General features: G+C 50.8%; 21 protein-coding genes. 11 read left to right on the forward strand and 10 right to left on the reverse strand.

Annotated elements, in window-relative coordinates; translation table 11 throughout:
* Positions 1–110 precede the first annotated feature (110 nt).
* The gene (locus tag R70723_RS09310; protein WP_039871564.1) at positions 111–602 is read right to left on the reverse strand and encodes a DinB family protein; all 492 of its coding nucleotides are present in this window, start codon (positions 600–602) and stop codon (positions 111–113) included.
* Positions 603–791: 189 nt separating this feature from the next.
* On the opposite strand from R70723_RS09310, the gene R70723_RS09315 reads away from it, so the two are divergent.
* Together R70723_RS09315 and R70723_RS09320 are read left to right on the forward strand one after the other, a co-directional pair.
* Positions 792–1,679, forward strand: coding sequence for an AraC family transcriptional regulator (locus R70723_RS09315; protein ID WP_039871565.1), 888 nt, complete (start codon positions 792–794; stop codon positions 1,677–1,679).
* A gap of 373 nt (positions 1,680–2,052) precedes the next feature.
* The gene (locus R70723_RS09320; RefSeq protein WP_039871566.1) at positions 2,053–3,012 is read left to right on the forward strand and encodes an alpha/beta fold hydrolase; all 960 of its coding nucleotides are present in this window, start codon (positions 2,053–2,055) and stop codon (positions 3,010–3,012) included.
* A 90-nt stretch (positions 3,013–3,102) separates the two neighbouring features.
* Here R70723_RS09320 and R70723_RS09325 read toward each other — a convergent pair whose 3' ends face one another.
* The 4 genes from R70723_RS09325 to R70723_RS09340 form a co-directional block, all read right to left on the reverse strand.
* Complete coding sequence (locus tag R70723_RS09325; protein ID WP_305954256.1) at positions 3,103–4,335, reverse strand: DUF418 domain-containing protein; 1,233 nt, start codon at positions 4,333–4,335, stop codon at positions 3,103–3,105.
* 229 nt (positions 4,336–4,564) lie between these two features.
* A complete protein-coding gene (locus tag R70723_RS09330) occupies positions 4,565–5,962 on the reverse strand; it encodes a SpoVR family protein (protein ID WP_039871568.1) in 1,398 nt (465 codons plus the stop codon).
* 284 nt (positions 5,963–6,246) lie between these two features.
* A complete protein-coding gene (locus R70723_RS09335) occupies positions 6,247–6,570 on the reverse strand; it encodes a hypothetical protein (RefSeq protein WP_039871570.1) in 324 nt (107 codons plus the stop codon).
* A complete protein-coding gene (locus R70723_RS09340) occupies positions 6,560–6,859 on the reverse strand; it encodes a hypothetical protein (protein WP_039871571.1) in 300 nt (99 codons plus the stop codon). The genes R70723_RS09335 and R70723_RS09340 overlap by 11 nt, the downstream gene beginning before the upstream one ends.
* Positions 6,860–7,187: 328 nt before the next feature.
* Here R70723_RS09340 and R70723_RS09345 point away from each other — a divergent pair, with 328 nt between their 5' ends.
* The 3 genes from R70723_RS09345 (at position 7,188) to licT (ending at position 11,470) form a co-directional block, all read left to right on the forward strand.
* Entirely contained in the window at positions 7,188–9,071 is a 1,884-nt protein-coding gene (locus tag R70723_RS09345; RefSeq protein WP_039871572.1) for a beta-glucoside-specific PTS transporter subunit IIABC, read from the forward strand.
* A 36-nt stretch (positions 9,072–9,107) separates the two neighbouring features.
* The gene (locus R70723_RS09350; protein WP_039871576.1) at positions 9,108–10,529 is read left to right on the forward strand and encodes a glycoside hydrolase family 1 protein; all 1,422 of its coding nucleotides are present in this window, start codon (positions 9,108–9,110) and stop codon (positions 10,527–10,529) included.
* A gap of 77 nt (positions 10,530–10,606) precedes the next feature.
* Positions 10,607–11,470, forward strand: a complete 864-nt coding sequence (gene licT, locus R70723_RS09355) for a BglG family transcription antiterminator LicT (protein ID WP_039871577.1) — start codon at positions 10,607–10,609, stop codon at positions 11,468–11,470.
* 54 nt (positions 11,471–11,524) lie between these two features.
* Here licT and R70723_RS09360 read toward each other — a convergent pair whose 3' ends face one another.
* Positions 11,525–12,535: a bifunctional glycosyltransferase family 2/GtrA family protein gene (locus R70723_RS09360; protein ID WP_039871578.1), complete on the reverse strand. Its 1,011-nt coding sequence runs from the start codon at positions 12,533–12,535 to the stop codon at positions 11,525–11,527.
* Between the two features lie 8 nt (positions 12,536–12,543).
* Entirely contained in the window at positions 12,544–13,527 is a 984-nt protein-coding gene (locus R70723_RS09365) for a phosphodiester glycosidase family protein (protein WP_039871580.1), read from the reverse strand.
* Positions 13,528–13,691: 164 nt separating this feature from the next.
* On the opposite strand from R70723_RS09365, the gene R70723_RS31980 reads away from it, so the two are divergent.
* From R70723_RS31980 to R70723_RS09395, 6 genes are all read left to right on the forward strand, one after another.
* On the forward strand, positions 13,692–14,555 hold the full coding sequence (locus R70723_RS31980; RefSeq protein WP_052421241.1) for a DUF4362 domain-containing protein: 864 nt from the start codon (positions 13,692–13,694) through the stop codon (positions 14,553–14,555).
* A 255-nt stretch (positions 14,556–14,810) separates the two neighbouring features.
* On the forward strand, positions 14,811–15,545 hold the full coding sequence (locus R70723_RS09375) for a response regulator transcription factor (protein WP_039871581.1): 735 nt from the start codon (positions 14,811–14,813) through the stop codon (positions 15,543–15,545).
* Positions 15,542–16,477, forward strand: a complete 936-nt coding sequence (locus R70723_RS09380) for a sensor histidine kinase (RefSeq protein ID WP_081957323.1) — start codon at positions 15,542–15,544, stop codon at positions 16,475–16,477. Before R70723_RS09375 ends, R70723_RS09380 begins: the two co-directional genes overlap by 4 nt.
* Before the next feature lie 297 nt (positions 16,478–16,774).
* Positions 16,775–17,692: an ABC transporter ATP-binding protein gene (locus R70723_RS09385; protein ID WP_039871582.1), complete on the forward strand. Its 918-nt coding sequence runs from the start codon at positions 16,775–16,777 to the stop codon at positions 17,690–17,692.
* On the forward strand, positions 17,676–18,374 hold the full coding sequence (locus tag R70723_RS09390; RefSeq protein WP_231574855.1) for an ABC transporter permease: 699 nt from the start codon (positions 17,676–17,678) through the stop codon (positions 18,372–18,374). The genes R70723_RS09385 and R70723_RS09390 overlap by 17 nt, the downstream gene beginning before the upstream one ends.
* Before the next feature lie 178 nt (positions 18,375–18,552).
* Positions 18,553–20,151, forward strand: coding sequence for a PAS domain-containing sensor histidine kinase (locus tag R70723_RS09395; RefSeq protein WP_052421242.1), 1,599 nt, complete (start codon positions 18,553–18,555; stop codon positions 20,149–20,151).
* Between the two features lie 415 nt (positions 20,152–20,566).
* Here the strand turns inward: R70723_RS09395 and R70723_RS09400 are convergent, their stop codons facing one another.
* From R70723_RS09400 to R70723_RS09410, 3 genes are all read right to left on the reverse strand, one after another.
* A complete protein-coding gene (locus R70723_RS09400; RefSeq protein WP_039871585.1) occupies positions 20,567–21,412 on the reverse strand; it encodes a DegV family protein in 846 nt (281 codons plus the stop codon).
* A gap of 190 nt (positions 21,413–21,602) precedes the next feature.
* Positions 21,603–22,463: an AraC family transcriptional regulator gene (locus R70723_RS09405; RefSeq protein ID WP_179088037.1), complete on the reverse strand. Its 861-nt coding sequence runs from the start codon at positions 22,461–22,463 to the stop codon at positions 21,603–21,605.
* A 115-nt stretch (positions 22,464–22,578) separates the two neighbouring features.
* Positions 22,579–24,267, reverse strand: a complete 1,689-nt coding sequence (locus R70723_RS09410; RefSeq protein WP_039871587.1) for a glycoside hydrolase family 13 protein — start codon at positions 24,265–24,267, stop codon at positions 22,579–22,581.
* Between the last annotated feature and the right edge of the window lie 54 nt (positions 24,268–24,321).

A 24,321-nucleotide genomic window follows, 5' to 3' on the forward strand; every position in this document is an offset into this window, starting at 1 on the left:
GGCCTTTTTTGCATTTTTAGGTGTACGGAGTACAGCTATTCAGAGTTTATGGAAGAAAGAGAGCTTTTTAGATGTACAGAGTGCAGTTAAGTATGGCTGGCTGGCTAAAATTAGCTTTTCGTGACCGCGCGGGACTGTATGTACTGCTCAATTTGTTTCTTATGGTGCTTATCATGGGGGAGAAAGCCCCGCAGATGCCCGCGGTAGCTGAACGTTTTGCCGTCCCCGTCCTTATGCGTCCGCAAAAAATCCTCTTCACTAATGCCCGTCATCTCGGCAACGATCAGGCTGCGGTAATGCACAAATTGCTGAATCGCCTCCTGCACGGTTACCGTCTGAGCGTACTGGATTGCCCGGGCGTTAAATTCGTTGAAATTCAGATGCTTCGCGGTCACCGGCTGCCCTTCCTTCACTTTGGCGAATGCCTCCCCGTAAAAATACTGATCCCAGCGCATTAAGTGGCAGACCAGCTCTTTGAGTGACCATTTTCCGTCTCCGACCGGACTTTCCCAGACTGCCTTGTCCAGAGATTCCAGGGACTTAATGTAGGTGATAAAAGACTCGAATTCGGATACGCGCTGAGCATTTGTTTTGGGTGCCATGAATTGTTCCTCCTGCAAAAAGGGTGTATTGGGTATTATTTCTGCTTTAACTATACCTCATGGAAGTTGACTACAGTACGTCAAGTTAATTGAACACCGTTAAACTTCCATTCAAGCAAAACTGGAACAGTCTCCTGCTAAGCGTGTTGCTATAATGAGGATACCGTACGGGAAAGGCTGGGTTGCTCAGTGAATTACAGTAAGGATATCGAGCGCTGCATTGATTATATTGAGGTAAATATTAAAGAAAACCTGACTGCTGAGGAGATTGCCGTTGTGGCTGGCTATTCGCTGTATCATTTTTGCCGGGTGTTCAGCCTGTGCAGGGAGATGACTGTGATGGAATACGTGCGCAGCCGTAAGCTGTCTTTGGCGGCAGTGGAGCTGTTCAGCGGGCGGAGTGTGACGGAGATTGCGCTGGATTACGGGTTCGAAACCCCTGGCGGCTTCACAAAAGCGTTCCGCAAAGCTCACGGCTACACTCCCTCTCAATATGCGGCACGGATGGCCGGATATCTTCAGGATGGTCCGGAATTTGAGCTTGGAGGGTATTTAATGAATCCTGTGTTTGTAACTAAGCCCGCTTTTAAGGCGGCTGGATACGGAATTGCGACGAATGTGTCGGACAGCGGCTATACCAGGGATATTGCTTCGTTCTGGAGCCAGTATGAGGGCGAGAATCTGGAGGACAAAATGTACAGCATCCTTAATCCTCCGAGACACGGTGAAGTGGGGCTGTGTGTGCCTGCTAACGGCGACGGCAATGCGGTGTACCTGCTGGGTGTAATTGTTGAGGACTTCTCCAGGGTAACCCCGGATATACTGACTGTAGAGGTGCCGGCTGCGGAGTATGCGGTGTTTACCACACCGCCAGTGGACGGGACTGCGGACGGTGACCCGGATGTATTCGTGCAGGTAATCAGAAGCACGTGGAAATACATTTTTGAGGAGTGGTTTCCGGCCAGCGGCTATGCATTCGACGAGGATATGCTGGACTTTGAGTTCTATGATGAACGCTGCCATTCGCGGGCGGATACGGTGATGGAGATTTACATTCCTGTTAGGGTGCGGGCGTGAAAATAGGGCTTTAACATTGTAATGGCGCGGGTGCTGTGGTGGTGCTGCTGCAGGGCAAATACTGTCCGGCTGAAGGGCTGCACTGCGGGAAGGTTTGGGCTTCCGGCCGCTGTTAAGGTTGGATTTCCTGATTATGGCCGCTGTGCAGCGGTCGAAATCCAACCTTAAAGGCGGACGCTACCGCTCCTGCAGCTCCAAAATTCCCTCCGTTTCGCACGCCTAGCCAGTATTTGCCTGTTAAAGGCCCTGTTTTCACGGCCACTGTGCAATCCTTGCAAACGTTTTTTCGTAAGATTATCTAATACCAATCATTCCCGGCGGACTCTATAATGGGTTAGAATGTATACCTATTGCCGAAAGGGATGTTCCACAAATGCCATTAGTAGATATGCCGCTAGAACAGTTAAAGCAATACCAGGGAAGAAACCCGCGTCCGGCCGACTTCGACGCTTACTGGGAACGTGCACTGGAGGAGCTTGCGTCGGTGGAAACGCAGCTTGAGCTGATTCCTAGTGCTTTTCAGACGCCGCAGGCCGAGTGCTTTGAGCTGTATTTTACGGGAGTGCGCGGTGCGCGCATCCATGCCAAATACCTCCGTCCGAGAGCGGTAAGTACGCCGCAGCCGGCGGTTCTGCAGTTCCACGGCTATACCGGTGACTCCGGCGAGTGGCAGGATAAGCTTGCTTATGTCTCGCTGGGCTTTTCGGTGCTGGCACTGGACTGCCGCGGGCAGGGCGGTTTATCTGAGGATACAGGCGGTGTAAAAGGCAACACCCATAACGGGCATATTATCCGCGGGCTGGATGATCATCCGGACAATCTGCTGTTCCGTCATATTTATCTGGACACTGTGCGGTTAGCGCAAATTGCGCTTGAGCTGCCGGGAGTAGACCCTGAACGTGTATATGCCATGGGCGGATCACAGGGCGGAGCACTTACTATCGCCTGTGCCGCACTTGAGCCGCGGATAAAAAAAGCCGCCACCACCTACCCGTTCCTGTGTGACTACAAACGTGTCTGGGAGATGGACCTGGATAAGGATGCCTACCATGAGCTGAACCTCTATTTCCGCAAGTTCGATCCGCTGCATGAACGGGAGGACGAGGTTTTTGAGAAGCTGGGTTATATTGACCTGCAGCATCTGGCTTCCAGGATTCAGGGTGAGGTGCTGTTCTTCACCGGTCTGATGGATACCATCTGCCCGCCGTCCACCCAGTTCGCAGCCTATAACAAAATCACCGCTCCCAAGCAGCTGGTCGTCTATCCGGACTTCGGGCATGAATATCTGCCTGGCGGCGGGGACCGGACCATGCAGTTTTTACTTGGGGAATAGCAGCATATAGCAGAAAGTAACTGATCAAAAAGAGAAGGCACTATCAGCGGCGCTCCTATCGGGGTGCCGGCAGATAGTGCCTTCTTCAGATCACATTATTGCCTCCGGCAGAGATTTGCTGTGACGACTCCGCTTTGGCCGGCCGCTCCATGTCAGATAAGTCCAGATGCGCAGGAGCTGTTCGACAGGACCGTTGCGGAAATATTTTAAATAACAGGGGCTTAGCAATAACTGCGCGGCATAGACCGCCAGAACGATCCCGATGCCCCCGAGTATGCCCGCCCTGCCGAACAGACCCAGCCCGTAGCCGTAAAAGATAGCTGTGCAGATCACACTCTGCATCAAATAATTCGTCAGCGAAAGCCTGCCCACTGCTTCGAATTTGTACAGCAAGCCAGTCTTGGCAGGTCTCGTATACAGAAGGGCGAAGGCGTAAATATAACCGAGTGCGAGCAGTGACCCGCCAGCCAGATCGCCGATTCCCGCTCCGGGCAGAGAGTCTCCTCCGAGCTGCTGAACCAGCACACTGTAGGCTTTGGTGAGCAGTCCTGCCGGAATAAAAATGAATGTACGCCGCAGATAGATGCTGCGATTGGCTTGCGGGTTATCAAATATGCCGTTGCGGGCGGCACGCATACCAAGAAGGAACAGCGGAGCTGTCAGCAATGGAGCAAAAACAGCTGCAATTGCCATGAAGTTACTCTCCTCTTCCGACAGCGAGTCGACGTTGTTGCGGAAATTCATAATCTCTCCATAGCTTCCTGAACGATAAATATCAATACTCTCTCTTATGTAGTTTTGCGTATGCGGAGACGCCCCGGCGAGGGGATCCTCCGGATCTTGCGGGATGATACCCATAACCCCCATTACCGACAGCAGCAGCACTGACCAGATCAGCAGCGTCTTGGGCTTCCGGTTCAGGAACAGCAGCAGGAAAAAGCCGGTTAGCCCGTAAAAGGCCAGAATATCCCCTTCCCACAGCAAAAATGAATGCAGCAGCCCCAAGACCAGCAGCAGCAGAAATCTGCGGGCCAGGTGGCATTTTGGGCGGAGGCCGCGCTCCTTCAGGCTTTCAGACAGTTTTACCATGCCGAACCCGAACATAAAGGCGAAGACAGGCATGAAGCTGCCGACGATAAAAATAAACAATAGAGAGCGTAATACCAGGTCAGTTCCCCCGATTCCGAACAGCTGCGGCTCAGACCCCCCATACATACCGTACTGGAAGATCAGCATATTAGCCAGTATGATCCCCGATAAGCTAAACCCCCTTAGTCCGTCAATCAGATGGACACGTTGTTTGCTTGATTTCAATTCAATCACCTCTGTGCTCTATTATAACTGTTATTAATATAAATAAATGTGATTTTGTGGGATTTATTAGCGCGATGCTAATGCAGTATAAACACGTCTAGGCGAGAGTATGGATTATGTGGTGGTGAGGGCTGACAGGGGGAGTCATTATAATAGGTAATCCAGCACAGGATCAAAAAAGAGAGCATCCCCAAAAGGATATGCTCTCTTGATAGTATTCTAGTATTCTTCAAAAGACCTACATAAACTTCCGCTGCACCTTTTTTCCGTCATAGGTGAACAGGGCCTTCTTATCCTCCACGACAGTCTGCAGATGAACGGTGCGGCCCCAGAGGGAGTAAATGTGCGGCAGGGTGCGCTCCAGGTATTTCAGGTCAAGCTCGATGCTTTCGTAGCGGTGGGTGATCAGCAGCTCGCCGTTGCGCTCATAGTCGGCATCCTGGATGACGAGGTACGGAGAACCGCCGTTGACCCGGGCAAGCACGAGCTGGTCGCGGACATTTTCCCAGGCCTTGTCGGTGATTTTCCACTCAGGGCCTTTTTTCTCGAACACGTATAGGTCAAGATCGCTCACCAGCTGCTTCGATAGATAGCTGCGGATGAAGGAAATGTCGGAGTCGAGCTCGCGTACCTCAAACATTTTGTCACGATCCCAGCGGCGTTCGATGTCCTCGAAGATTTTTAGGCCCAGGTAATAAGGATTCAAGCTCTGACGCGATGGCTGCACAACGGACGAGTTGAGCTTGGAGTACTCGATCGTCTCCTCCGAGGTCAGGTCCAGCTCGCGCATGATCCGCTGATGCCAGTAGGAGGCCCAGCCTTCGTTCATGATCTTCGTCTCCATCTGCGGCCAGAAATAGAGCATCTCGTCGCGCAGCATGGTCATAATATCGCGCTGCCAGTCCTCAAGAGTGGCCGAATATTGCTGGATGAACCAGACAATATCCTTTTCCGGCTCAGGCGGGAAGGCCCGCTTGGCGGCACCATCCGGCTCTTGGGGTCCGGCTTTAGCCTGATCGAGCTTCCACAGCTCGCTGTAAGCATTCTCTCCGGCGGGCTTGCCGGACTGGCCTTCTTTGTTAGCTCTCATCTTGGCTTCCAGCAGATCGGTTTTGCCGAGCTTGCGCGGCTGGATCAGGCTGGGGTCAATATGCTCCTGGATCGCCAGCACCGAGTCAATGAACCGCTCTACCCGGTCAATGCCGTAGGTCACCGAGTAACCGGCGATCCGGTCGGCTGTGGCAGACATGCTCTCGACCATATCGCGGTTGGACATGGAAAAGCGCATATTATTTTTGAAGAAATCGCAGTGGGCAAGCACGTGGGCGACGATCAGCTTGTTCTGGATCAGGGAATTACCGTCCAGCAGAAAGGCGTAGCAAGGGTTGGAATTGATGACGAGCTCGTAGATTTTGCTGAGTCCGAAGTCATACTGGGATTTCATTTTATGGAACGTTTTTCCAAAACTCCAGTGTCCGAACCGGGTAGGCATCCCGTAGGCACCAAAGGTATAAATAATATCGGCAGGACATATCTCATACCGCATCGGGTAAAAATCCAGCCCGAACCCGGTAGCAATCTCCGTAATCTCTGCAATCGACCGCTCCAGCGCCTTGATTTCATCTTCACTTGGCATGATCCTACTCTCCCTCCGGCTTACTGTTCTTTTTAAGTATATGGGCGGGAGGGGGAGAGTATGATGGGGGGCATATAGATGTCGCTTTATACGAAGGAGAAACATTAAACCTTACTACCGAGAGTAGCCAAGAAGGTTGTATAATCTAAAATTTTACAGTAATGAACTCGAAGGTAAGATTTGGGGGGAGTTAACGAACCGGAGTCCGTGAGAGGCTTGTAGAGATCGTAATATTATAAAAAAGAATAGCCTAGCCCATGAGCAGATTACATCCGTGGGTTGGTCTATTCTTCATCTGGATCAATTCCCCAAAATACATAGTGAGACATTCCAGTATTAGCAAAGTAACAAGCATCCACATGCACTTCATGAAGCTCCTCGTCAATCCTGTATATAATGATTATATTTCCGATTAGCACCCAGTAGTAGCCATTAAACTCAAAGCCAGGGAAGTCCGAGACTCCATCAGCTTTGTATTTCGGATCATCGGCTAATACAGAATTAGAACGTCTGAATACGTTCATGGGGTCTACCTTATACTTCTTCATTCGGGCAAGAGCTACCCGAGCGTAAGTGGTCCAGAGAACCTTGTAACGGTCAGATTTCATTCTGAACCTCTTTCAGTAATTGTGCAAAATCCTCTTCACTGTCACTATAAGTTGAAATTCCGTTCTCTCTGTCATGCTTGGCCTGATGAAGCTGGTCCAGAACATCTTCATCTTTGAAAATAACGGCTGTCATTCTTTTCTTCTGTTCGTCAGTAAATGCAGGTTCATCTTTCCTCTGAAGCGTAACATTAAATCCGAAATTATCCTCGATCAATTGCACCAGATCTTTAAGTTCAACATAAGCTTTACCCCGAAAGCTTTGCTCCAGTTGTTCCTTGGATATGGACATCTCATTCACCGCCTTTTTGTTATTATATCATAAGATCAAAAGCACCTTAACTGTAAATCCAAGGTCCATACACCCCCACAATCCACGCGGATTGTGTAAAAAAATGTTGACTATTGGCACTTAAGACATTACATTATGTCTATAAGCTTACTGGCAGACTTCATGGCCTGTCAGACATAACCGGTCTTTTTCATGAAAAAGCATAATTGAAATGTCATTAGGATTGTAACCGTCACAAACGGGCGATACCTAAATTCATTTAGTGCAGGAGTATTCTGCCTATTTGAGTTTAGGTATTTTTTATTTCCATTATAGAGGAGTGCTGGCATTGAAACACCAGGAAATGGTAAATGACATACTTAAACAGATCGGCGGCTCACAAAATATAAACTCCGTTACCCATTGCATGACCCGGCTGCGCTTTACGATCAAGGATGACAGCAAGGCAAGCATAGAAGCCGTCAAAAAGATTCCGGGCGTAGTAGGCTGTGTCAATAAAGGCGGCCAATTTCAAGTGATTATCGGTCCGCACGTAGAGCAGGTGTTCAATACACTTATGAAAACAGCGGATATCAGCACGGATCAGCAGGCACCCGAAGGCCAGGTAACTGAAAAAAAGAAAAACCCGATAGTTAAACTGTTCGACGTCATTGCGAGCGTATCTTCCCCTATCATTGGAGCCCTGGCCGGCGCCGGGATGATCAAAGCGCTGCTTGCCATACTGGTTGCGTTAAAATGGATTGACACGGAGTCGCAGACCTATGTGCTCCTGTTCATGCTTAGTGATGTCGTGTTTTATTTCATGCCTTTTTTCTTTGCAGTATCCGCTTCCAAAAAATTTAATGCCAATACGTATATCTCGCTTATTTTTGCAGGTATGCTGCTCCATCCCACGTTCGTCGGACTTAGGACAGCAGGAGATCCGGTCTCCCTTCTGGGCCTGCCGGTAACTCTGGCTACCTATTCATCAAGCCTGATTCCGATTATTATGATTGTTTACTTCCAGTCCTATATCGAGAAATTTGCCAAAAAGGTATCTCCTGACGCAGTGAAGATCTTCCTGGTTCCGCTCATTACGATCCTTATCGTTGCGCCTATCGGCTTAATTGCAATCGGGCCTATCGGGGTTATTCTGGGTAACTATCTCGGATCACTGTTCCAGTTCATCAATACCTATGCCAGCTGGCTGGTTCCGGCCTTGGTCGGCGGACTTGCCCCGCTGCTGGTTATGACAGGTATGCACTACGCGCTCGGTTCGGCTCAGACAATTCAGCGTGTAACCGTGGGCTACGGTACGTTCATCACGCCGGGGATGCTCTCCTCCAATATGTCACAGGCGGCAGCCGTCCTTGCGGTTTCGCTCAAAACGAAGGATAAAAACCTGAAATCGCTGGCGACCTCCACATCAATCAGCGCATTCTGCGGCATAACGGAGCCGGCTCTGTATGGAGTCACCCTTAAGCTAAAAACACCGCTCTACACCACGATGGCTGCGGGCGGTATTGCCGGACTGTATGCCGGTATCACCGGAATTAAGGCCTGGTCTGCTGGGACCTCTAACATCTTCTCCTTGCCGATCTACATCGGCGTTAACGATATGGCATCATTCTATAACGCTATCGTTACTGCTATCATTGCTATCGTCCTGGGCTTTACCTTCACTTATATTTTCTATAAAGATCCTGTTACAGAAGGGCTTGCGGGGAACAACCCTGAACCACAGAAGGAGGCTGAGCCAGCACAGAAGTCTGTGAACGAGAAAAGATTTATCCGCTCCCCGCTCGAAGGAAAGGTGATCCGTCTTGAGGATACGAATGATGAGGCTTTTTCTTCCGGTGCAATGGGCCAGGGAATTGCTATTGATCCTGTAAAAGGCGAGCTGGTATCGCCCATTGACGGGCATATAACAGTCTTGTACAGAACCAAGCACGCGCTTGGCCTGAAGTCGGCAGACGGGACAGAGCTTCTGATTCATATCGGTGTGGATACGGTCAAGCTGAAGGGTGAGCATTTTGTGGCGCATGTGACAGAGGGCGATGCAATTAAAGCAGGAGACCGTCTCGTTACCTTTGATATCAATGCAATCCGTCAGGCGGGCTATGATGTAACGACCCCGATTATTGTTACGAACAGCAACGATTACCTGGATGTGATTGAAACGGCAGAGCCGGACATCAAACAGCAGGAGACACTGCTTACGATCATTAAATAGCGGAGTACTATTACAGCATGATTAAGGAGGGGTACGATGTCATTTCCAAAAGATTTTTTGTGGGGCGGTGCGGTGGCTGCCAACCAGTGTGAAGGTGCTTATCTTACCGGCGGCAAGGGCTTGTCCATACAGGACGTTATGCCAAAAGGGGTTCTGGGTCCCGTCACTGACGAGCCCACAGAAGACAATCTGAAGCTGATCGGGATCGACTTTTACCACCGTTACAAGGAAGACATTAAGCTTTTTGCCGAGATGGGCTTTAAGGTATTCCGGATGTCGATCGCCTGGTCGAGAATTTATCCTAACGGAGACGATGCTGCTCCCAATGAGGAAGGCCTGCGCTTTTATGACGATGTCTTTGATGAATTACGCAAGTACGGAATAGAGCCGTTAGTAACACTGTCCCACTATGAAATACCTTTACATTTATCCAGAAAAGTTGACGGGTGGCGCAGCCGGGCCTGTATCCAGTATTTTGCCGACTATTGTAAAACAGTGTTATTGCGCTACAAGGATAAAGTGAAGTATTGGATCACCTTTAATGAGATTAATACAACGGTCCACTCAGGCCTGCTTGGCGGCGGGATGCTGACACCCAAGAAGGATCTGACGAAATCGGATCTGTATCAGGCGGCACACCATCAACTGGTGGCAAGCGCACTGGTGACCAAGATCGCCAGGGAGATTAATCCGGAATTCCAGTTCGGATGTATGGTGGCTTCGGCACCGCGTTATCCGATGACCTGTAATCCTGCAGATGTGATGCACGCCTTTGAGGACCAGCAGGAGGTTACTTATTTTGTCCATATTCACACGAAGGGCGAGTATCCTTATTACGCCGAAAGAATTTTTAAGAAATATAAGGTGGAGCTGGACATTACGGAAGAGGACCGGGAGCTTTTGAAGCATACTGTAGATTTTATCTCATTAAGCTACTACAACAGCCGGACAGTGGCGAAGGATGAGAGCAGCTACCAGCAGGCGTCAGGGAATATCTCCAGAGGTCTGGTTAATCCTTATGTGACCTATTCGGAATGGAATTATCCGATCGATCCGCTTGGACTCCGTTACATTCTGAAATATTACTATGATAAATTTGAGCTGCCGTTATTTGTGGCTGAAAATGGCCTTGGTGCTATTGATGCTCCGAAAAGAGACAGCCAGGGCAATCTTGTTATTGAGGACCCCTACCGAATTGAATTTTTCAATAATCATCTGGTTGAAGTGGAGCGGGCGATTGAGGACGGGGTACAGGTATTCGGATATACCGCATGGGGCTGCATTGATCTGATCAGTGCTGCCTCCGCAGAGATGAAAAAGCGTTATGGCTTTATCTATGTAGACCGGGATGAAGAGGGAAATGGAACCTTGGAGCGCTACCGTAAACAATCCTTTTACTGGTACAAGCAGGTCATTGAAAGCAATGGCCAATCATTGAACAGGGAGGGCCTGAAGTAGCAGCCTTCGTTCAAAGCGGTATTTACGGTACAATGAGGCTAGCCATACTGTAGATAGAACACTGGGGGCCGCCTGAAATGAAAATCAAGAAAATATACAATAATAATATAGTACTAGCAGAAGATGAGAGCTACGTGGAATATATACTAATGGGAAAAGGGGTAGCTTACGCCAAAAAAGTAGGCGATCCTGTAGATGAGAGTCTCGTGGACAAGCGGTTCATCCCTGATGCCGGTGATAACATACTCGTATTTACTAAGCTTCTCAGCGAAATTCCGATCAATCATATCGAGCTGACCAACAAAATCATTCGTATGGCCGAAGAGGAACTGGATACCTCCTTTAACAACAGTATCTATATCGGGCTGGCTGATCATATTAATTACGCAATTCACAGGTACAAGGAGAACGAGCCGCTTAACAATGTTTTGCTATGGGAGATCCAGCGGTTCTATCAGAAGGAGTATCAGGTTGCCAAAAAAGCGCTGGGCCTGATCAAGTATTACGAGGGAATTCAGATGAAGGAGGATGAGGCCGCTTTTATTGCGATGCATTTTGTAAATGCCCAAAACACGGAGAAGATCAGCCACATTGTTGATAATACCAATATTATTAAAAATGTGCTGAATATCGTGAAATATCATTTTAAAATTGAAATCGATGAAAGTTCACTGAATTATTCCCGGTTTGTGACTCATCTGAACTTTTTCCTGAGAAGAATCAAGAGCAGGAGCCAGATTGCGGATGAAGACGATTTTTTGTTCAGTCAGATCATTGTCAAATACCCGGATGCCTTTGAATGCTGCCTGAGAATTCAGAGCTATCTGGAAAATCTGTATGAGATGAAGCTGACGACGGATGAAATGCTGTACTTCATTCTTCATGTGGTCAGGGTTACGAAAAGAGATACCTCAGATAAAGAAGAACAGCAGCATGAATAGAAAGAGCAGCGATTCTCCCGTTATGGGGGAACCGCTGCTCTTTCTGTTTCCGGCTCAATACACAAACCGCCGCTGAGCCCAGTAACTGAACACAAAGACCGATACCTCTGTCAAAATCTTGGCCGCAGCCAGCGGGAGGATCAGCTGCTCGCTGTAGAAGTAGAGCAGTCCGTAATTGAACAGCAGCACCAGGACAACGAGTGAGAAGTATTTCGGCAGTGACTGGAGGCGCGACCGCTTGCCGCCGGTAAAGACATATCTCCGGTTCACGGAATAATTAAAGATCGAGCTGCACAGTCTCGCGGCGACGACGGACAGGAACAGATTGTGAGTCAGGCGCTGGAACAGGAACAGCAGCACGAAGTCCATCAGCGACGACAGCAGCGATGAGGTGCTGAACATCAGGATCGGCAGGTAGATCCGGAAGGAGTCAGCAAGCGGGCGGAAGTGCGATGATTTGTTGTGGTCCAGATATACAGTGTCAATGAACGCCTCGGTAATGTCGTAGCCCTCCTTGCGGGCGGACAGCAGCATGTTCATTTCATATTCGAACCGGTCACCGGGAATAAGGCCCAGCCAGTCCAGCATGGACGGCGGGAAGCCGCGCAGCCCGGTCTGGGTATCGTAGATTGTGCTGCCTGTAGTAAGGGCGAATACTCCCCGGGTGACATAGTTGCCGAAGCGGCTGCGCAGCGGGACCTTACCGCTGAAACGGCGGCTGCCCAGCACGATTCCGGGCTTGCTCTGGCTGTGCAGCAGCTCCACAACCCGCTTGATGTCATGGGGCAGATGCTGCCCGTCGCTGTCTGCACAGACTACGTATCCTGGCAGCCCATGTTCCTGAATGTAGCGGAATCCGGTCTTGAGCGCCCTGCCCTTCCCGTAATTGACGGGATGGGTCAGTACAGTGCAGCCGAAGGCCTCGGCCGTCTGGAACAGTCCGCGGTAAGCGGGGCCGCTGCCGTCGTCCACAATCAGAATCGGGCCAAGCCCGTAATCCTGCAGCTTGATGATCAGGTCCAGCAGCCGGTCGTCAGGCTCATAGGCGGGAATTAGTATAGTCATATCCGTGCTCACTCCTTAATGTAAAGTATGTCGCTGACGCCGCGCTCCTGGTTTTTACCCTGCGGGTTGTTGACCACCCGGCCCATGAAATACATGGTCGAGGAGCCGCCGCCGTCGAGATTATAGGCTTCTGTCGCCCCGAGCTCCTGCATCACGTCCGCAAGCTCCGCCAGTGTCATGCCCCGGCTGTAGCCTTCATTACGCCCGTCAACGACAACGAACACATAATGGTTCGGGGCAATCATGCCGATGGCCGTACGCGGATTGGCGTTCTGGATCGAACGGTTGCCGAAATTGGAGTCGATTTTGACACTGCTGAAATCACTGGTGATCTGCCCGTCCTGAATCAGAATCGGTCCGAAGGATAGGGTATTAGTAACCCCTTGTGCCAGCAGCTCGTCAGAGGAAACCTCTTCCTCGTTGTAGGTCTGCATGGTGCCATCCTCAAACAGCGCCATGGCATCACGGACCGGGTCATCGCGGTACACCGTACCGTTGCGGATAATCACCCCGTCATCGCGGAAGCCGTAGTAGTCGCCGTTAACCGCAAAAATCGCCTCATTGCCCGAAGCAATCTCCGAAGTCACCTCAGTAATATTCGTACCAAAGCTGTTATCGGCAAAAGCGGACTTTAGGCTGCCGGCATCCTTCAGCACAACGTCAGCCACATAATACGTGATCTTGTCCGAACCGGACCCGGTCTCCACCTGGTTAATCTGGATCTGAATATTATCACTGCTGTAGCTCCAGTCGTCGGCTGTTGCATTAACCTCTGCTGAAGAAGAAGCTGTCTCAGCGCTTGCGGTAGTTCCAGTGCCATTACTGGCGGACGTTCCTGCAGCTTCCTCTGCCACAACGACCTCAACATGCTCGATCAAATAACGGTCAGCCAGCTTATACACCACTCCGCCGATTAACAGGACTACGACCAGAATCACGATTGCTATTTTTTGCTTGAAGCTCAGGGCTTTCTTTTTGTCTATCTGTGCCATTTCAGCATCACCTCGGGTGTGTAAGTTCTTAAGTTGGATCATACGCACCGTACCTTTAATGAACCTGAAATGATGAATGGGGATAATTGGGTAGTAAGAGCAGCAGCGGCTTGGTATACTCAAACGATAGACAAACTTTTCCAGAGTGGATAAGGAGGCAGAACATGCCGGAATCTGCAAAAGAAAGGGCGCTTCGCTATGGGATGGTGATGCTAGCGTGGCTGTTGGCTGCGATGCTTCTGGCGGGCTGCTTCCTGACGGAGAATGTAAAGGGTAAGCTTAGCCATAAGATTAATGAGCAGCAGGATGTCGTGTATTACAACGGGACAGGCCTGCTTAACCTGAACAAGCTGGATGAATTCCTGGAGCGGAAAGCGGGCAGCCAGCGGATTATCCAATATACGATTGAGGGTGACCCGCTCTTCATGGAACTGGAGTATGAAGGGGATAAGCTGAGCATTACTTATGACAACACAGAAGACGCTTTTGGCTCTAAAGAAATAAGCATGTATACCTGTTCAGAGCTTGAGAGAAATGAGGGAAGCACAGAGCTGAAATATACTCTCACAGGCTGTGAAGGAGAATATCCGGAAGCTGAACTGCTGCGGGTCCATTACGGTCTGTCAGAGCAGGCTGACTTCGGCTTCCTGCTACAATACGGGGTGAACCGGAGAAACGAGATTAACACACTGGAACAAAGGCTGGTTAAGGATCTCCAGGACGGCAGAACCGTCGAAGCCTCAGATTTCAGGCTGCCGCACGCGAAGCTGCAGAGCATCTACCGTGAGCTGGTGCTGGCCGGCTATATGCAGGAAAAGACCTTGACTGAGGCGTGCAATATGAAGCCGGCTGTGACTTACAGGCTGCTGGTAAAGATGAACGGAAGTGAGTGGAATTTTGACTGGAGTGAATGCGATCAAAGCGCGGATGGTAAGGTTATGACTGCACTGGCACAGAGCATTATCAGCGAGGTGCAGGAAAGCGAATTATATCAGGCGCTGCCGGAGACGAAAGGGTATTATGAATAAAGGCCGGTCACGTTTTTTTGAACTGTACTTGTAAAAGAAGGAAGGGAAAAGTGTCGGAGGGGAATTTTGGAACTGTAGGAGCGAATGCGTCCGCCTTTGTCTTCAGATTTCTACCGCGAACAGCGGTTGAAATCAGGAAATCTGAAGACAACAGTGGCCGGAAGTCCAAACATTCCATGGAGTCACGGCTAATCCCAATCAGCAAATCTTTTATGTAAGCATTAATAACTATTGAAATTCACGGAGGTCCAACTTATGCAACAGCGTGTACTGCTGATCGAAGATGATGAAGATATTAGCAGAATGGTAAGCTCGTATCTGACAAAAGAAGGCTACGAGGTCGAGCAGGTGTTTGACGGAGAAGCTGCTGAGGGAAAGGTAGGCACTGGTCATTCTTATGATCTGGTGCTGCTGGACCTGATGCTGCCGAAGCGCAGCGGAATGGATGTGCTGCAGAGTATCCGTTCGGCAAGCCTGGTGCCGGTGCTGATTATGTCCGCTAAGGACAGTGATGTGGATAAAGCGCTTGGACTCGGCTTTGGCGCAGATGATTACATCACCAAGCCGTTCTCGATGATTGAGCTGGCGGCCAGAGTAAAGGCGGCGATCCGCCGGGCAGGCTATGCCGCTGCCGGTGCTCCAGGCAGAGAGGAGCCTCACTCTGCTGAAGCGCAGCAGGTCAAGGTTATCCGGCTGCGGGGGCTCACAGTGAATCTGGACACCTTTTCTGCCCAAAAGCAGGGTGAAGAGGTTAAGCTGACGGCCAAGGAATTTCAGATTCTAAAGCTGTTCGCCTCGAGCCCAGGCAGGGTGTACACCAAGGCGCAGATTTACAGCCTGGTCTGGGAAGATGATTACTACGGCGATGAGAATGTCATTAATGTACATATGCGCCGGCTGCGCGAGAAGATTGAGGATGATCCCTCCCATCCAGAATACATAAAAACACTTTGGGGCATCGGCTACAAGCTGGGGGATGTGCTGCCATGATTACTTTTCTCGGCGGTATGATTGTGATCCTGCTGCTCATCATCCTGTGGCAAGCCTTAAGGCTCCGGGAGCACGGGCGCCAGCTGCAGTACATCCGGACCAAGCTTACGGGCATTATGGAGAGCGGCTCGCATGAACGGCTGCTGCTGTTCAACAGTGACCCGGCGCTGCAGAAGCTGCTGGGCACCCTTAATGACCTGCTTAATATCAATCACAGAGGGGCGGTGGAACGGGCCAAGCTGGAAAAGTCGATGCGTCATATGCTGGCCAACATTTCCCATGACCTGAAAACACCGCTGACCGTTGTGCTCGGCTATATCGAGACACTGCTCCAGGATCACGATCTGCCTGCCGGAGAGCGGGAAGCGATGCTGCGGATGATTCATGTCAAAGCGCAGGAGGTCATAGTGCTGATGAACCGGTTCTTTGATCTCGCCAAGCTGGAGTCGGGAGATAAAGAAATCCCGCTTACGCGGGTTGAGCTGGGGGAGCTGTGCCGCCGCAATATTCTGTCCTACTATGAGCTTCTCAGCGCCGGGGGCAGTGATGTGCAGATCGAGATCCCGGATGAGCCGCTGTACATTATGGGTAATGAGGAGGCGCTGGACCGGGTGCTGGGCAACCTTTTGTCCAATGCAATCACCTATGGCGGTGACGGGGGTGTACTAGGGCTCAGGCTGTTTTTGAAGGAAGACAAGGTATGTATTGAGGTATGGGACAAAGGCAAGGGCATAGCCGAAGGGCACCAGGATAAAATTTTTGAGCGACTATACACCCTGGAGGATTCGCGTAACCGTGATTACCAGGGCAGCGGCCTCGGCCTGACTATCACCAAAAGACTGACCGGGCAGATGAACGGCAGCATCACTTTGACCAGTAAGCCCTACGTTAAGACGGCGTTCACTTTGTCCTTCCGCAGGCTGGAATTTTAGGGAAAATAATTAACGGGAAAAGTGGCGGAGGAGAATTTTGGAGCTGGAGGAGCGGAGCGTCCGCCTTTAAGGTTGGATTTCGACCGCTGCACAGCGACCTAATCAGGAAAACCAACCTTAACAGCGGCCGGAAGCCCAAATATTCTCTGGAGCCACGGCGAAGCCCAAATAATTTAAGTCTTAGGTTTAATCTATATGAAGCTTAAGATTTTCGTAAGAAACAGGTAATAAAAAAGAAAATTCCCCCCTGTAATATATAAATCAAGGAAGACAACGAAGCCAAAGGGGATAACGGAAATGACAACCATACTGCGGACGTGGAACTTAACCAAGGTCTATCAGGGCAAAGAAGCCGTGAATAACGTGAACATGAATATTAAGCAGGGTGAGATTTACGGTTTTCTGGGGCCTAACGGGGCCGGCAAGACGACTGTGATGAAAATGATCACCAACCTGGTGAAGCCGACTGCCGGCGAGATCGAATTTTTTGGTGAAAAGATGACCTCCCGCTCCTATGAAATGCTCAAGCGCATGGGCTGCATTATCGAGTATCCGGTGTTTTATGACAAGCTGACCGCCAGAGAGAATCTGGAGCTGCACGGGGAGTATATGGGCTACTATGATCCGAAAGCGCTGAAGGAGGCGCTGGAGCTGGTGAACCTCACCGGGACAGACAAGAAACCGGTCAAGCAGTTTTCGATGGGCATGAAGCAGCGTCTTGGCATTGCCAGAGCCGTAATGACCAAGCCGGAGCTGCTGATCCTGGATGAGCCGATTAACGGGCTGGACCCGCTGGGCATCAAGGAGCTGCGCGAGGTGTTCCGCATGCTGAGCCGTGAATACGGGATGACGCTGCTGATCTCCAGCCATATCCTTGGTGAGGTGGAGCAGATTGCTGACACGATCGGCGTGATCCGGGACGGCGTGCTGCTGGAGGAGGTCGCCATGGAGGAAATCCGCGGCCGGGATACAGACTATATCGAGCTGGTAACAGATAACAGCAGTAAAGCTGTCTATACGCTGACACATACGCTTGGAATAAATAACTTTAAGGTGATCGGGGCACGGACAATCCGGATTTATGAACAGGTCTCACAGCTTGAGCTGGGCAAAGCATTGGCCGCGGCAGAGGTAGAGCTGGAAAGCCTGAACCGGAAGCAGCATTCGCTGGAAGATTATTTTGTAGAAATGATGGGGGGTGAAGTCGTTGCTTAAGCTGATCAGACTGGAATTACGCAAGAACAGAATCAGTTTGTTTAAGGGATCTCTAATAGCAGGTTTGGCTATTATATTGTTTATGCTGCTGGTCGTATTCACAGAAATAGATGATCCGGGTGACTTTGCCACCTATGCCGATGTTTTTGACGGTGTGCATATCTTCGTAAAAGTAGTGTTTCTGGTCTTCGGGTCCGTCCTGATCAGCAAGCTGGTCATTGATGAGTATAAAAATAACACCATTGACCTGCTCTTCATGTACCCGATTCCCCGTAAAAAGCTGATGGCAGCCAAGCTGCTGATTGTCTCCTTGTTTATGCTGGTTACGATTTTTGTATCCAATGTGGTGGTGGGTGCGGCCATGGTCGGGTTTAATCATTACTTTGTTCATGCGATCTCCGGTGAACTGACGACCGGGCAGATCGGTGAACAGCTTACGATATCCGCTGTGGATGCAGTATACTCGGCAGGGATTGGGCTGATACCGTTATTCTTCGGGATGCGAAAAAAATCTGTTCCGGCCACGATTGTTTCCGGTGTACTGATCGCAGGCGTCCTGTCATCCAACTTCAGCGGCTTCAAGCTGGATAATCAGGTTGGCGTGTCCTTAATTCTCAGCCTGATCGGCATAGCCGTTGCCTATCTCTCCATTCGTAATATAGAGACTCAGGATGTAGCCTGATTAAGAGTGCGGGTGCATAAAAAAAGGTGATAAAACCGCTTGACGCCGCTGTTTTTCTGGCGACCGCAGGCGGTTTTTTTGCTATAATAGAATTTAATTCAGGATTTTCTACATAAACAGAGTATTTCCGCAATTGCGGATCATAATAGCAGGTTTAGAGCAGCGGAGGAGGTGGGCAATGCTTAAAAACTGGGCTGCCATTCTGGGCAGGGTGCTTTCCGAGGAGGGCGCTTTTAAATCGTTATATGATTATCATCCGGACTTGATCATTGTGCTCGACAGGCAGGGGAGATACGTGGACAGCAACCGTGCTTTCGGCTCTGCCGTTCCGTGTGCTCCGGCACAAGTACCTGCAGGCACGGAGGTGACACAGATTCCGGGCGAAGCACATTTTGCTGCAGCCCTGGAAGGACTGACCGCAAGCTTTGAGCTTGCGGATGATGACAGCACCGGGACGTCGACCCCTCCGGTTATAACCTATGCGCCGGTGAAGGCAAACGAGGGGATCGCCGGTGTATTTGCGATTATTCGTCATGACGCGAATGCGCTGCTTCCTGCACCGCTGATGGAATGGTTCAGCCGGCTATCGGCAGCCGGGACGGAGGCAGAGCCGGGCGGGCAGGAGACAGAGCTGCCGGCGCTAATGCGTGAGATGGCTGAGGATAAGCGGCTCAGCCTAATCCTGAACTCGGTATCCGCAGGGATTTTTGGCCTTGATACTGAAGGCAGGGCGATATTTATTAACCGTGAAGGAGCGGACATGCTGGGCTATCATCCGTCTGAGCTGGCCGGGGTCCATCTGATGGACCTGATTAACCAGACCCATGGCAGCACAAGCTCCTATGCTCCGCTGGAGTGCCCGGTCCGCCATACGCTGGATGACGGGGCTATCCGCAGCAGCTCGGATGAGATCTTCTGGCGTAAGGATGGCACCAGCTTTTTTGTAACCTACCGGATTGCGCCGCTGCTTGATAAAGGGTTCATCTGCGGAGTGGTAGTCTCCTTTGCCGATATTACTAACGAACGGGAAATCCGGCGGGCGAAGGAATCGGCTGAACAGGCTGCCCAGGCCAAATCGGATTTCCTGGCGATGATGAGCCATGAAATCCGCACGCCGATGAACGGGATGATCGGCATGGCGGATCTGCTTCTGGAAACAGAGCTTGAAGAAGAGCAGCGCAGCTATGCCGAGATTCTGCGCAGCAGCAGCTACAGCCTGCTGCAGATCCTGAATGATATTCTTGATTTCAGCAAGATGGAAGCCGGCAAAATGCAGCTGCAGTCCGAGACCGTTGACCTGCGCGAGATGATTGAGAGTGTAATTGATCTGTTCACCCCGAAGGCGGAGGAACGGCAGCTGTCCTTACGCTGGTGGGCAGATACCAGTGTTCCGGACGTGGTCACCACTGATCCCAGCCGGCTGCGGCAGATTATCGTCAATCTGGTCGGCAATGCGCTCAAATTCACTGAACGCGGCAGTGTAACCTTGTCGGTGAAGAATATTCCGCTGCCGGGCTCGCCGGAGTATCTGCTGGAATTCTCTGTGAGGGACACAGGCGTCGGTATTGCCGACAGCAAGCTTAACCTGCTGTTCCAATCCTTCTCACAGCTGCATCCGTTCATTAACCGCAAGTATGGCGGCACCGGCCTGGGTCTTGCGATCTGCAAGCAGCTGGTGGAGCTGATGGGCGGAACGATTTTTGTGGAGAGCGAGGAAGGCCGCGGCTCCATCTTCCGTTTCATGCTTCCGTTCGTGAAGGAAACGGTGGAGGCGTAACAGGAGGCTAAGGCGATCGGCAAATTCAGAGAAGTTGTTCTAATATAACTAATACAAAAGCCAGCCCGCCCCATAGATCCGGGGTCAGGCTGGCTTATTTGCTGATTGCAGTCAAGCTGCAGCGGGTTACTTAGATTAAGTAGAAATTCGCCACCTAATTCTCGCCAGAACACCAGCTTTAGAACATTAGTTGGAAAAATGCTACTTAATTTCAGGGATTTCGTCGCTGGTGGGCTATTGGACACATAATAAATGGTGTTTTTTCAACTAATCATCGTAAAAGGTGAAATAAGAAGGATTTAGGTGGCGAAAATCCAACTAAATTAAGATGACACTCTTAATTTGAACGGTTTTTGCCAGCCTGCTCCTTAATTTAGCCTGAACCGGCAAATATCAGAAGGGCGGCCCGCCACTCTTAACGCATATACATCAGGCCGACGGTAGCCGGTCCGCAGTGGCTGCCGATAACACAGCCGGCGTTGATTACGGCAATTTCCTTAACCTTGGTCTGCCCGCGCAGTGCCTGCTCCAGGAACGCTGCATCTTCTTCAGCAAGAGTATGCGCAATAATCAGCAGCTCCTGGTCGATCTCGTCGACGTTAGCGAGCGCGTTCTGCAGCATTTGCTCCACAGCCTTTTCCTTCTTGCCGCGGACTTTACTGACAGGCACGATTGCGCCGTCGATTAACCGGAGGACCGGCCGGATCTTCAGCAGGCTGCCGATAAAGTTCTGCATTCCCGAACAGCGGCCGCCCATATATAAGTAGTCAAGGGTATCAACAACAAATTCGGTCTCCACCCGGCTGCGGCACTGCTCCAGCATGGTGGCAATTTCCGCACTGCTGTGTCCTTTGGCGGCTGCACGGGCAGCCTTCATGACGAGCAGGGCAATCCCGCCGCACAGGGTTTCGGAATCAACGACCCGTACACGTCCTTCCGGGAATTCGCCTGCAGCCAGCAGGGCATTCTGATATGTAGAGGATAGTGCAGAAGACAGGCTGATATAGACTACATCTCCGCCGCTTGCGATAACCGGCTCAAAGGCAGCGATGAAGTCAGCCGGTGACGGGGCAGCAGTCTTCGGTAAAGCTCCGTTAGCCGCTACTCTGCGGTACACCTCCTCGGGTGTAATGTCTACACCATCCTTGTATGTACCTTCCTGAAATACTACGTACAGCGGAACAATGCCGATATCATACGTTTGCTTCCAGCCTTGCGGCAAATCGGAAGTGCTGTCTGAAAAGATTTTTACAATAGACATTAAATTCTCCTTCACCGAATCTGAGCTTCGGATCACAATTATAAGTTGCAGAAATACCATATAATCTGTCTATTATACCAAGCCCATGCCGAATCTCAAAATAAAAATCACAATTTAATAGAAAAAAAGACCGTCCGCAAGAGACAGTCTTAGCTGTTGTATACTTTACGCAGTATGAAAGAGATACCGGTTATTTTTTTACAACCGGAATCCAAACCTCACAGACATAATCCTCCGCTGATGTATCCCCTGGAGGGTACAGCTCAATTTCCGGTCCGCCGGCATGCTGGTAGCCTGTTCCCGGGAACCATTCCTGATAGATCCGCTGCCAGACCGCCTGGAGCGTACCCGGTAATGGCCCTTTGGAGGTAAATACCGCCCAGCTGGCAGCCGGAACGCTACCTTTCTCATAACCATGCGAATCCGCAGCTTCATCCGCCTTAACTCCGACCCAGTACGACAGCAGATCCTTTTCCATGTCCATGCTCATACAGATTCCGAGCCAGGCCTCCTCTGAAGCAAGCCCGATCAGCTCATCCGAGGTGCCGTCCTCGTTGCATTCGTCCCAAAACTGGGGGATTCTGCGGAAGTTCTCTCCGTCCTTACAGGTAACCTGAATTGATTTGCCGATTACATTAAAAGCAGGCTTATCCACGATTTTGTATTCCATTTCCTGATCTCCCTTCAAGGATAGGTGGAAAGAGAGGCGGGGGAACGCTTTGAGCTGAACCCCTGGTTCACGCGCAGCCGAAGGTGTGAGACCGTGGGCCTTGCGGAACGCCTTGGCGAAGGATTCCGGTGAGTCATAGCCGTATTTCAGCGCTACATCCAGCACCCTGACTCTGGAGCTTGCCAGCTCCTGGGCGGCCAGTGTCAGCCTGCGCTTGCGGATATAGTCTGCCACCGTAAAGCCGGTCAGCATACTGAACATCCGCTGAAAATGAAAAGGAGATACGTGTGCTATACCTGCCACATCCTCGATTCTCAGTGGTTCAGTCATCTTACTCTCCATATAATCCATAGCTTCCTTCATCCGGATCAGCCATTCCAAGTGTTCGCCATCTCCCTTTGAGTTCATCCTATCATGGCCTGAGGAACCAGTCCTGTTATTCTCTGCTCATTAATGACAGGTTTCTTCAAAGTATAACGTATAACGGGCACCGCTGTCAGTTCCCGAGACGGTATACTCTGGCTTCATAAGGACGCAGCGTTTCACGCACATTTGCTGCTGGCTCGTCCGGGTAATTGCTGATTACCGTTCCGGTCACAGAGGCAAGCTCCTGCGGCAGCTCTACCAGCTGCGGCACATCACTGAAATTGAGCAGCACCAGCCATTTTTCGTCGTCCAGCGTCCGGGTGTAGGCATAAATATATTCATGCTCCGGCAGCAGCAGCTCATATTCACCATAAGACATAATGAGATTCTCTTTGCGCAGGGCAATCAGCTGCTGGTAGTAATAAAAGATGGAATCGGAATCCGCCAAAGCCTGCTCCACATTGATATCCTTGTAGTTCGGATTCACCTTCAGCCATGGCGTGCCCTCCGTGAAGCCGGCGTTTGCCGTGTCATCCCACTGCATCGGTGTACGGGCATTGTCACGGCCCTTGGCATGGATGGCGTTCAGAATCGTATCATGATCCCCGCCGCCCTCTGTAACCTTTTCCCGGTACATATTAAGAATTTCGATATCCTTATAGTCCTCCAGCACGGGGAACTTCACATTGGTCATACCGATTTCTTCACCCTGATAGATATAAGGGGTGCCCTTCAGTGTATGCAGCAGGGTAGCGAGCATTTTGGCTGACTGCACGCGGTATTCACCATCATGACCAAAGCGCGATACCATCCGGGGCTGGTCGTGGTTGTTCAGGTACAGGCTGTTCCAGCCCTGTTCAGCAAGGCCGACCTGCCATTTATGCAAAATATCGCGCAGGCCCTTGAGGCTCCACGGTGTAACCTCCCATTTGCCGCCGGGACCTGAATCGATGTCCATATGCTCGAACTGGAACACCATCTGCAGCTCCTTGCGGTCCTCTGCCGTATACAGAATTGCATCCTCGACACTGGCACCCGGTGTTTCCCCGACAGTCATCACATCATATTTGGAGAGCACCTCACGGTTCATCTCCTGCAGATATTCATGAACCCGCGGGCCGTTCATATAATATTCACCGCCGCCGGCAAGCCTGGCCGGCTCCGCACCGTCGCCCTTGACTGATGGCAGGCCGTCCACCTTGGAGATCATGTTGATGACATCCATCCGCAGGCCGTCCACACCCTTGTCCAGCCAGAAGGTCATCATCTTGTATAATGCCTCCCGCAGCTTGGGGTTCTCCCAGTTGAGATCCGGCTGCTTGCGCGAGAACAGATGCAGATAGTATTCGCCGGTCTTTTCATCAAGCTCCCACGCCGGGCCGCTGAAGATTGAGCTCCAGTTGTTCGGCAGCTCACCCTCCGGGCCGCCCGGACGCCAGATATAGTAATCGCGGTACGGGTTATCCTTAGAGGAACGCGATTCCACGAACCAGGCATGCTCATCGGAGGAGTGGTTGATGACAAGGTCCATCATCAGCTTGATGCCGCGTTCATGCAGCCCGGCCAGCAGCTCTTCCCAGTCCTGCAGTGTGCCGAATTCATCCATAATATCCTCATAATCGCTGATGTCATAACCGTTGTCGTCGTTCGGCGACTTATAAACCGGAGACAGCCAGACTACATCGACGCCAAGCTTCTTCAGATAATCCAGCCGCGAGATGATCCCGCGCAGATCGCCGATGCCGTCTCCATTGCTGTCCTGGTAGCTTCGCGGGTAGATCTGGTAGACTACTGCTTCTTTCCAAAAGGCTCTGTTCATTTTAACGACTCCTTTTATATGCTAATTTGTGTACCCACATAAAAAGCCCCGCGG

It is taken from the genome of Paenibacillus sp. FSL R7-0273 (genome assembly GCF_000758625.1).
In the GTDB taxonomy this organism is placed as follows: Bacteria; Bacillota; Bacilli; order Paenibacillales; family Paenibacillaceae; genus Paenibacillus_AQ.

Coding starts and splice junctions, on each gene's coding strand:
- R70723_RS09310 (WP_039871564.1), bottom strand. CDS start 602: ATGGCACCCAAAACAAATGCTCAGCGCGTATCCGAATTCGAGTCTTTT.
- R70723_RS09320 (WP_039871566.1), top strand. CDS start 2,053: ATGCCATTAGTAGATATGCCGCTAGAACAGTTAAAGCAATACCAGGGA.
- R70723_RS09330 (WP_039871568.1), bottom strand. CDS start 5,962: ATGCCAAGTGAAGATGAAATCAAGGCGCTGGAGCGGTCGATTGCAGAG.
- R70723_RS09335 (WP_039871570.1), bottom strand. CDS start 6,570: ATGAAATCTGACCGTTACAAGGTTCTCTGGACCACTTACGCTCGGGTA.
- R70723_RS09340 (WP_039871571.1), bottom strand. CDS start 6,859: ATGTCCATATCCAAGGAACAACTGGAGCAAAGCTTTCGGGGTAAAGCT.
- R70723_RS09350 (WP_039871576.1), top strand. CDS start 9,108: ATGTCATTTCCAAAAGATTTTTTGTGGGGCGGTGCGGTGGCTGCCAAC.
- licT (WP_039871577.1), top strand. CDS start 10,607: ATGAAAATCAAGAAAATATACAATAATAATATAGTACTAGCAGAAGAT.
- R70723_RS09360 (WP_039871578.1), bottom strand. CDS start 12,535: ATGACTATACTAATTCCCGCCTATGAGCCTGACGACCGGCTGCTGGAC.
- R70723_RS09365 (WP_039871580.1), bottom strand. CDS start 13,527: ATGGCACAGATAGACAAAAAGAAAGCCCTGAGCTTCAAGCAAAAAATA.
- R70723_RS31980 (WP_052421241.1), top strand. CDS start 13,692: ATGCCGGAATCTGCAAAAGAAAGGGCGCTTCGCTATGGGATGGTGATG.
- R70723_RS09375 (WP_039871581.1), top strand. CDS start 14,811: ATGCAACAGCGTGTACTGCTGATCGAAGATGATGAAGATATTAGCAGA.
- R70723_RS09380 (WP_081957323.1), top strand. CDS start 15,542: ATGATTACTTTTCTCGGCGGTATGATTGTGATCCTGCTGCTCATCATC.
- R70723_RS09385 (WP_039871582.1), top strand. CDS start 16,775: ATGACAACCATACTGCGGACGTGGAACTTAACCAAGGTCTATCAGGGC.
- R70723_RS09395 (WP_052421242.1), top strand. CDS start 18,553: ATGCTTAAAAACTGGGCTGCCATTCTGGGCAGGGTGCTTTCCGAGGAG.
- R70723_RS09400 (WP_039871585.1), bottom strand. CDS start 21,412: ATGTCTATTGTAAAAATCTTTTCAGACAGCACTTCCGATTTGCCGCAA.
- R70723_RS09410 (WP_039871587.1), bottom strand. CDS start 24,267: ATGAACAGAGCCTTTTGGAAAGAAGCAGTAGTCTACCAGATCTACCCG.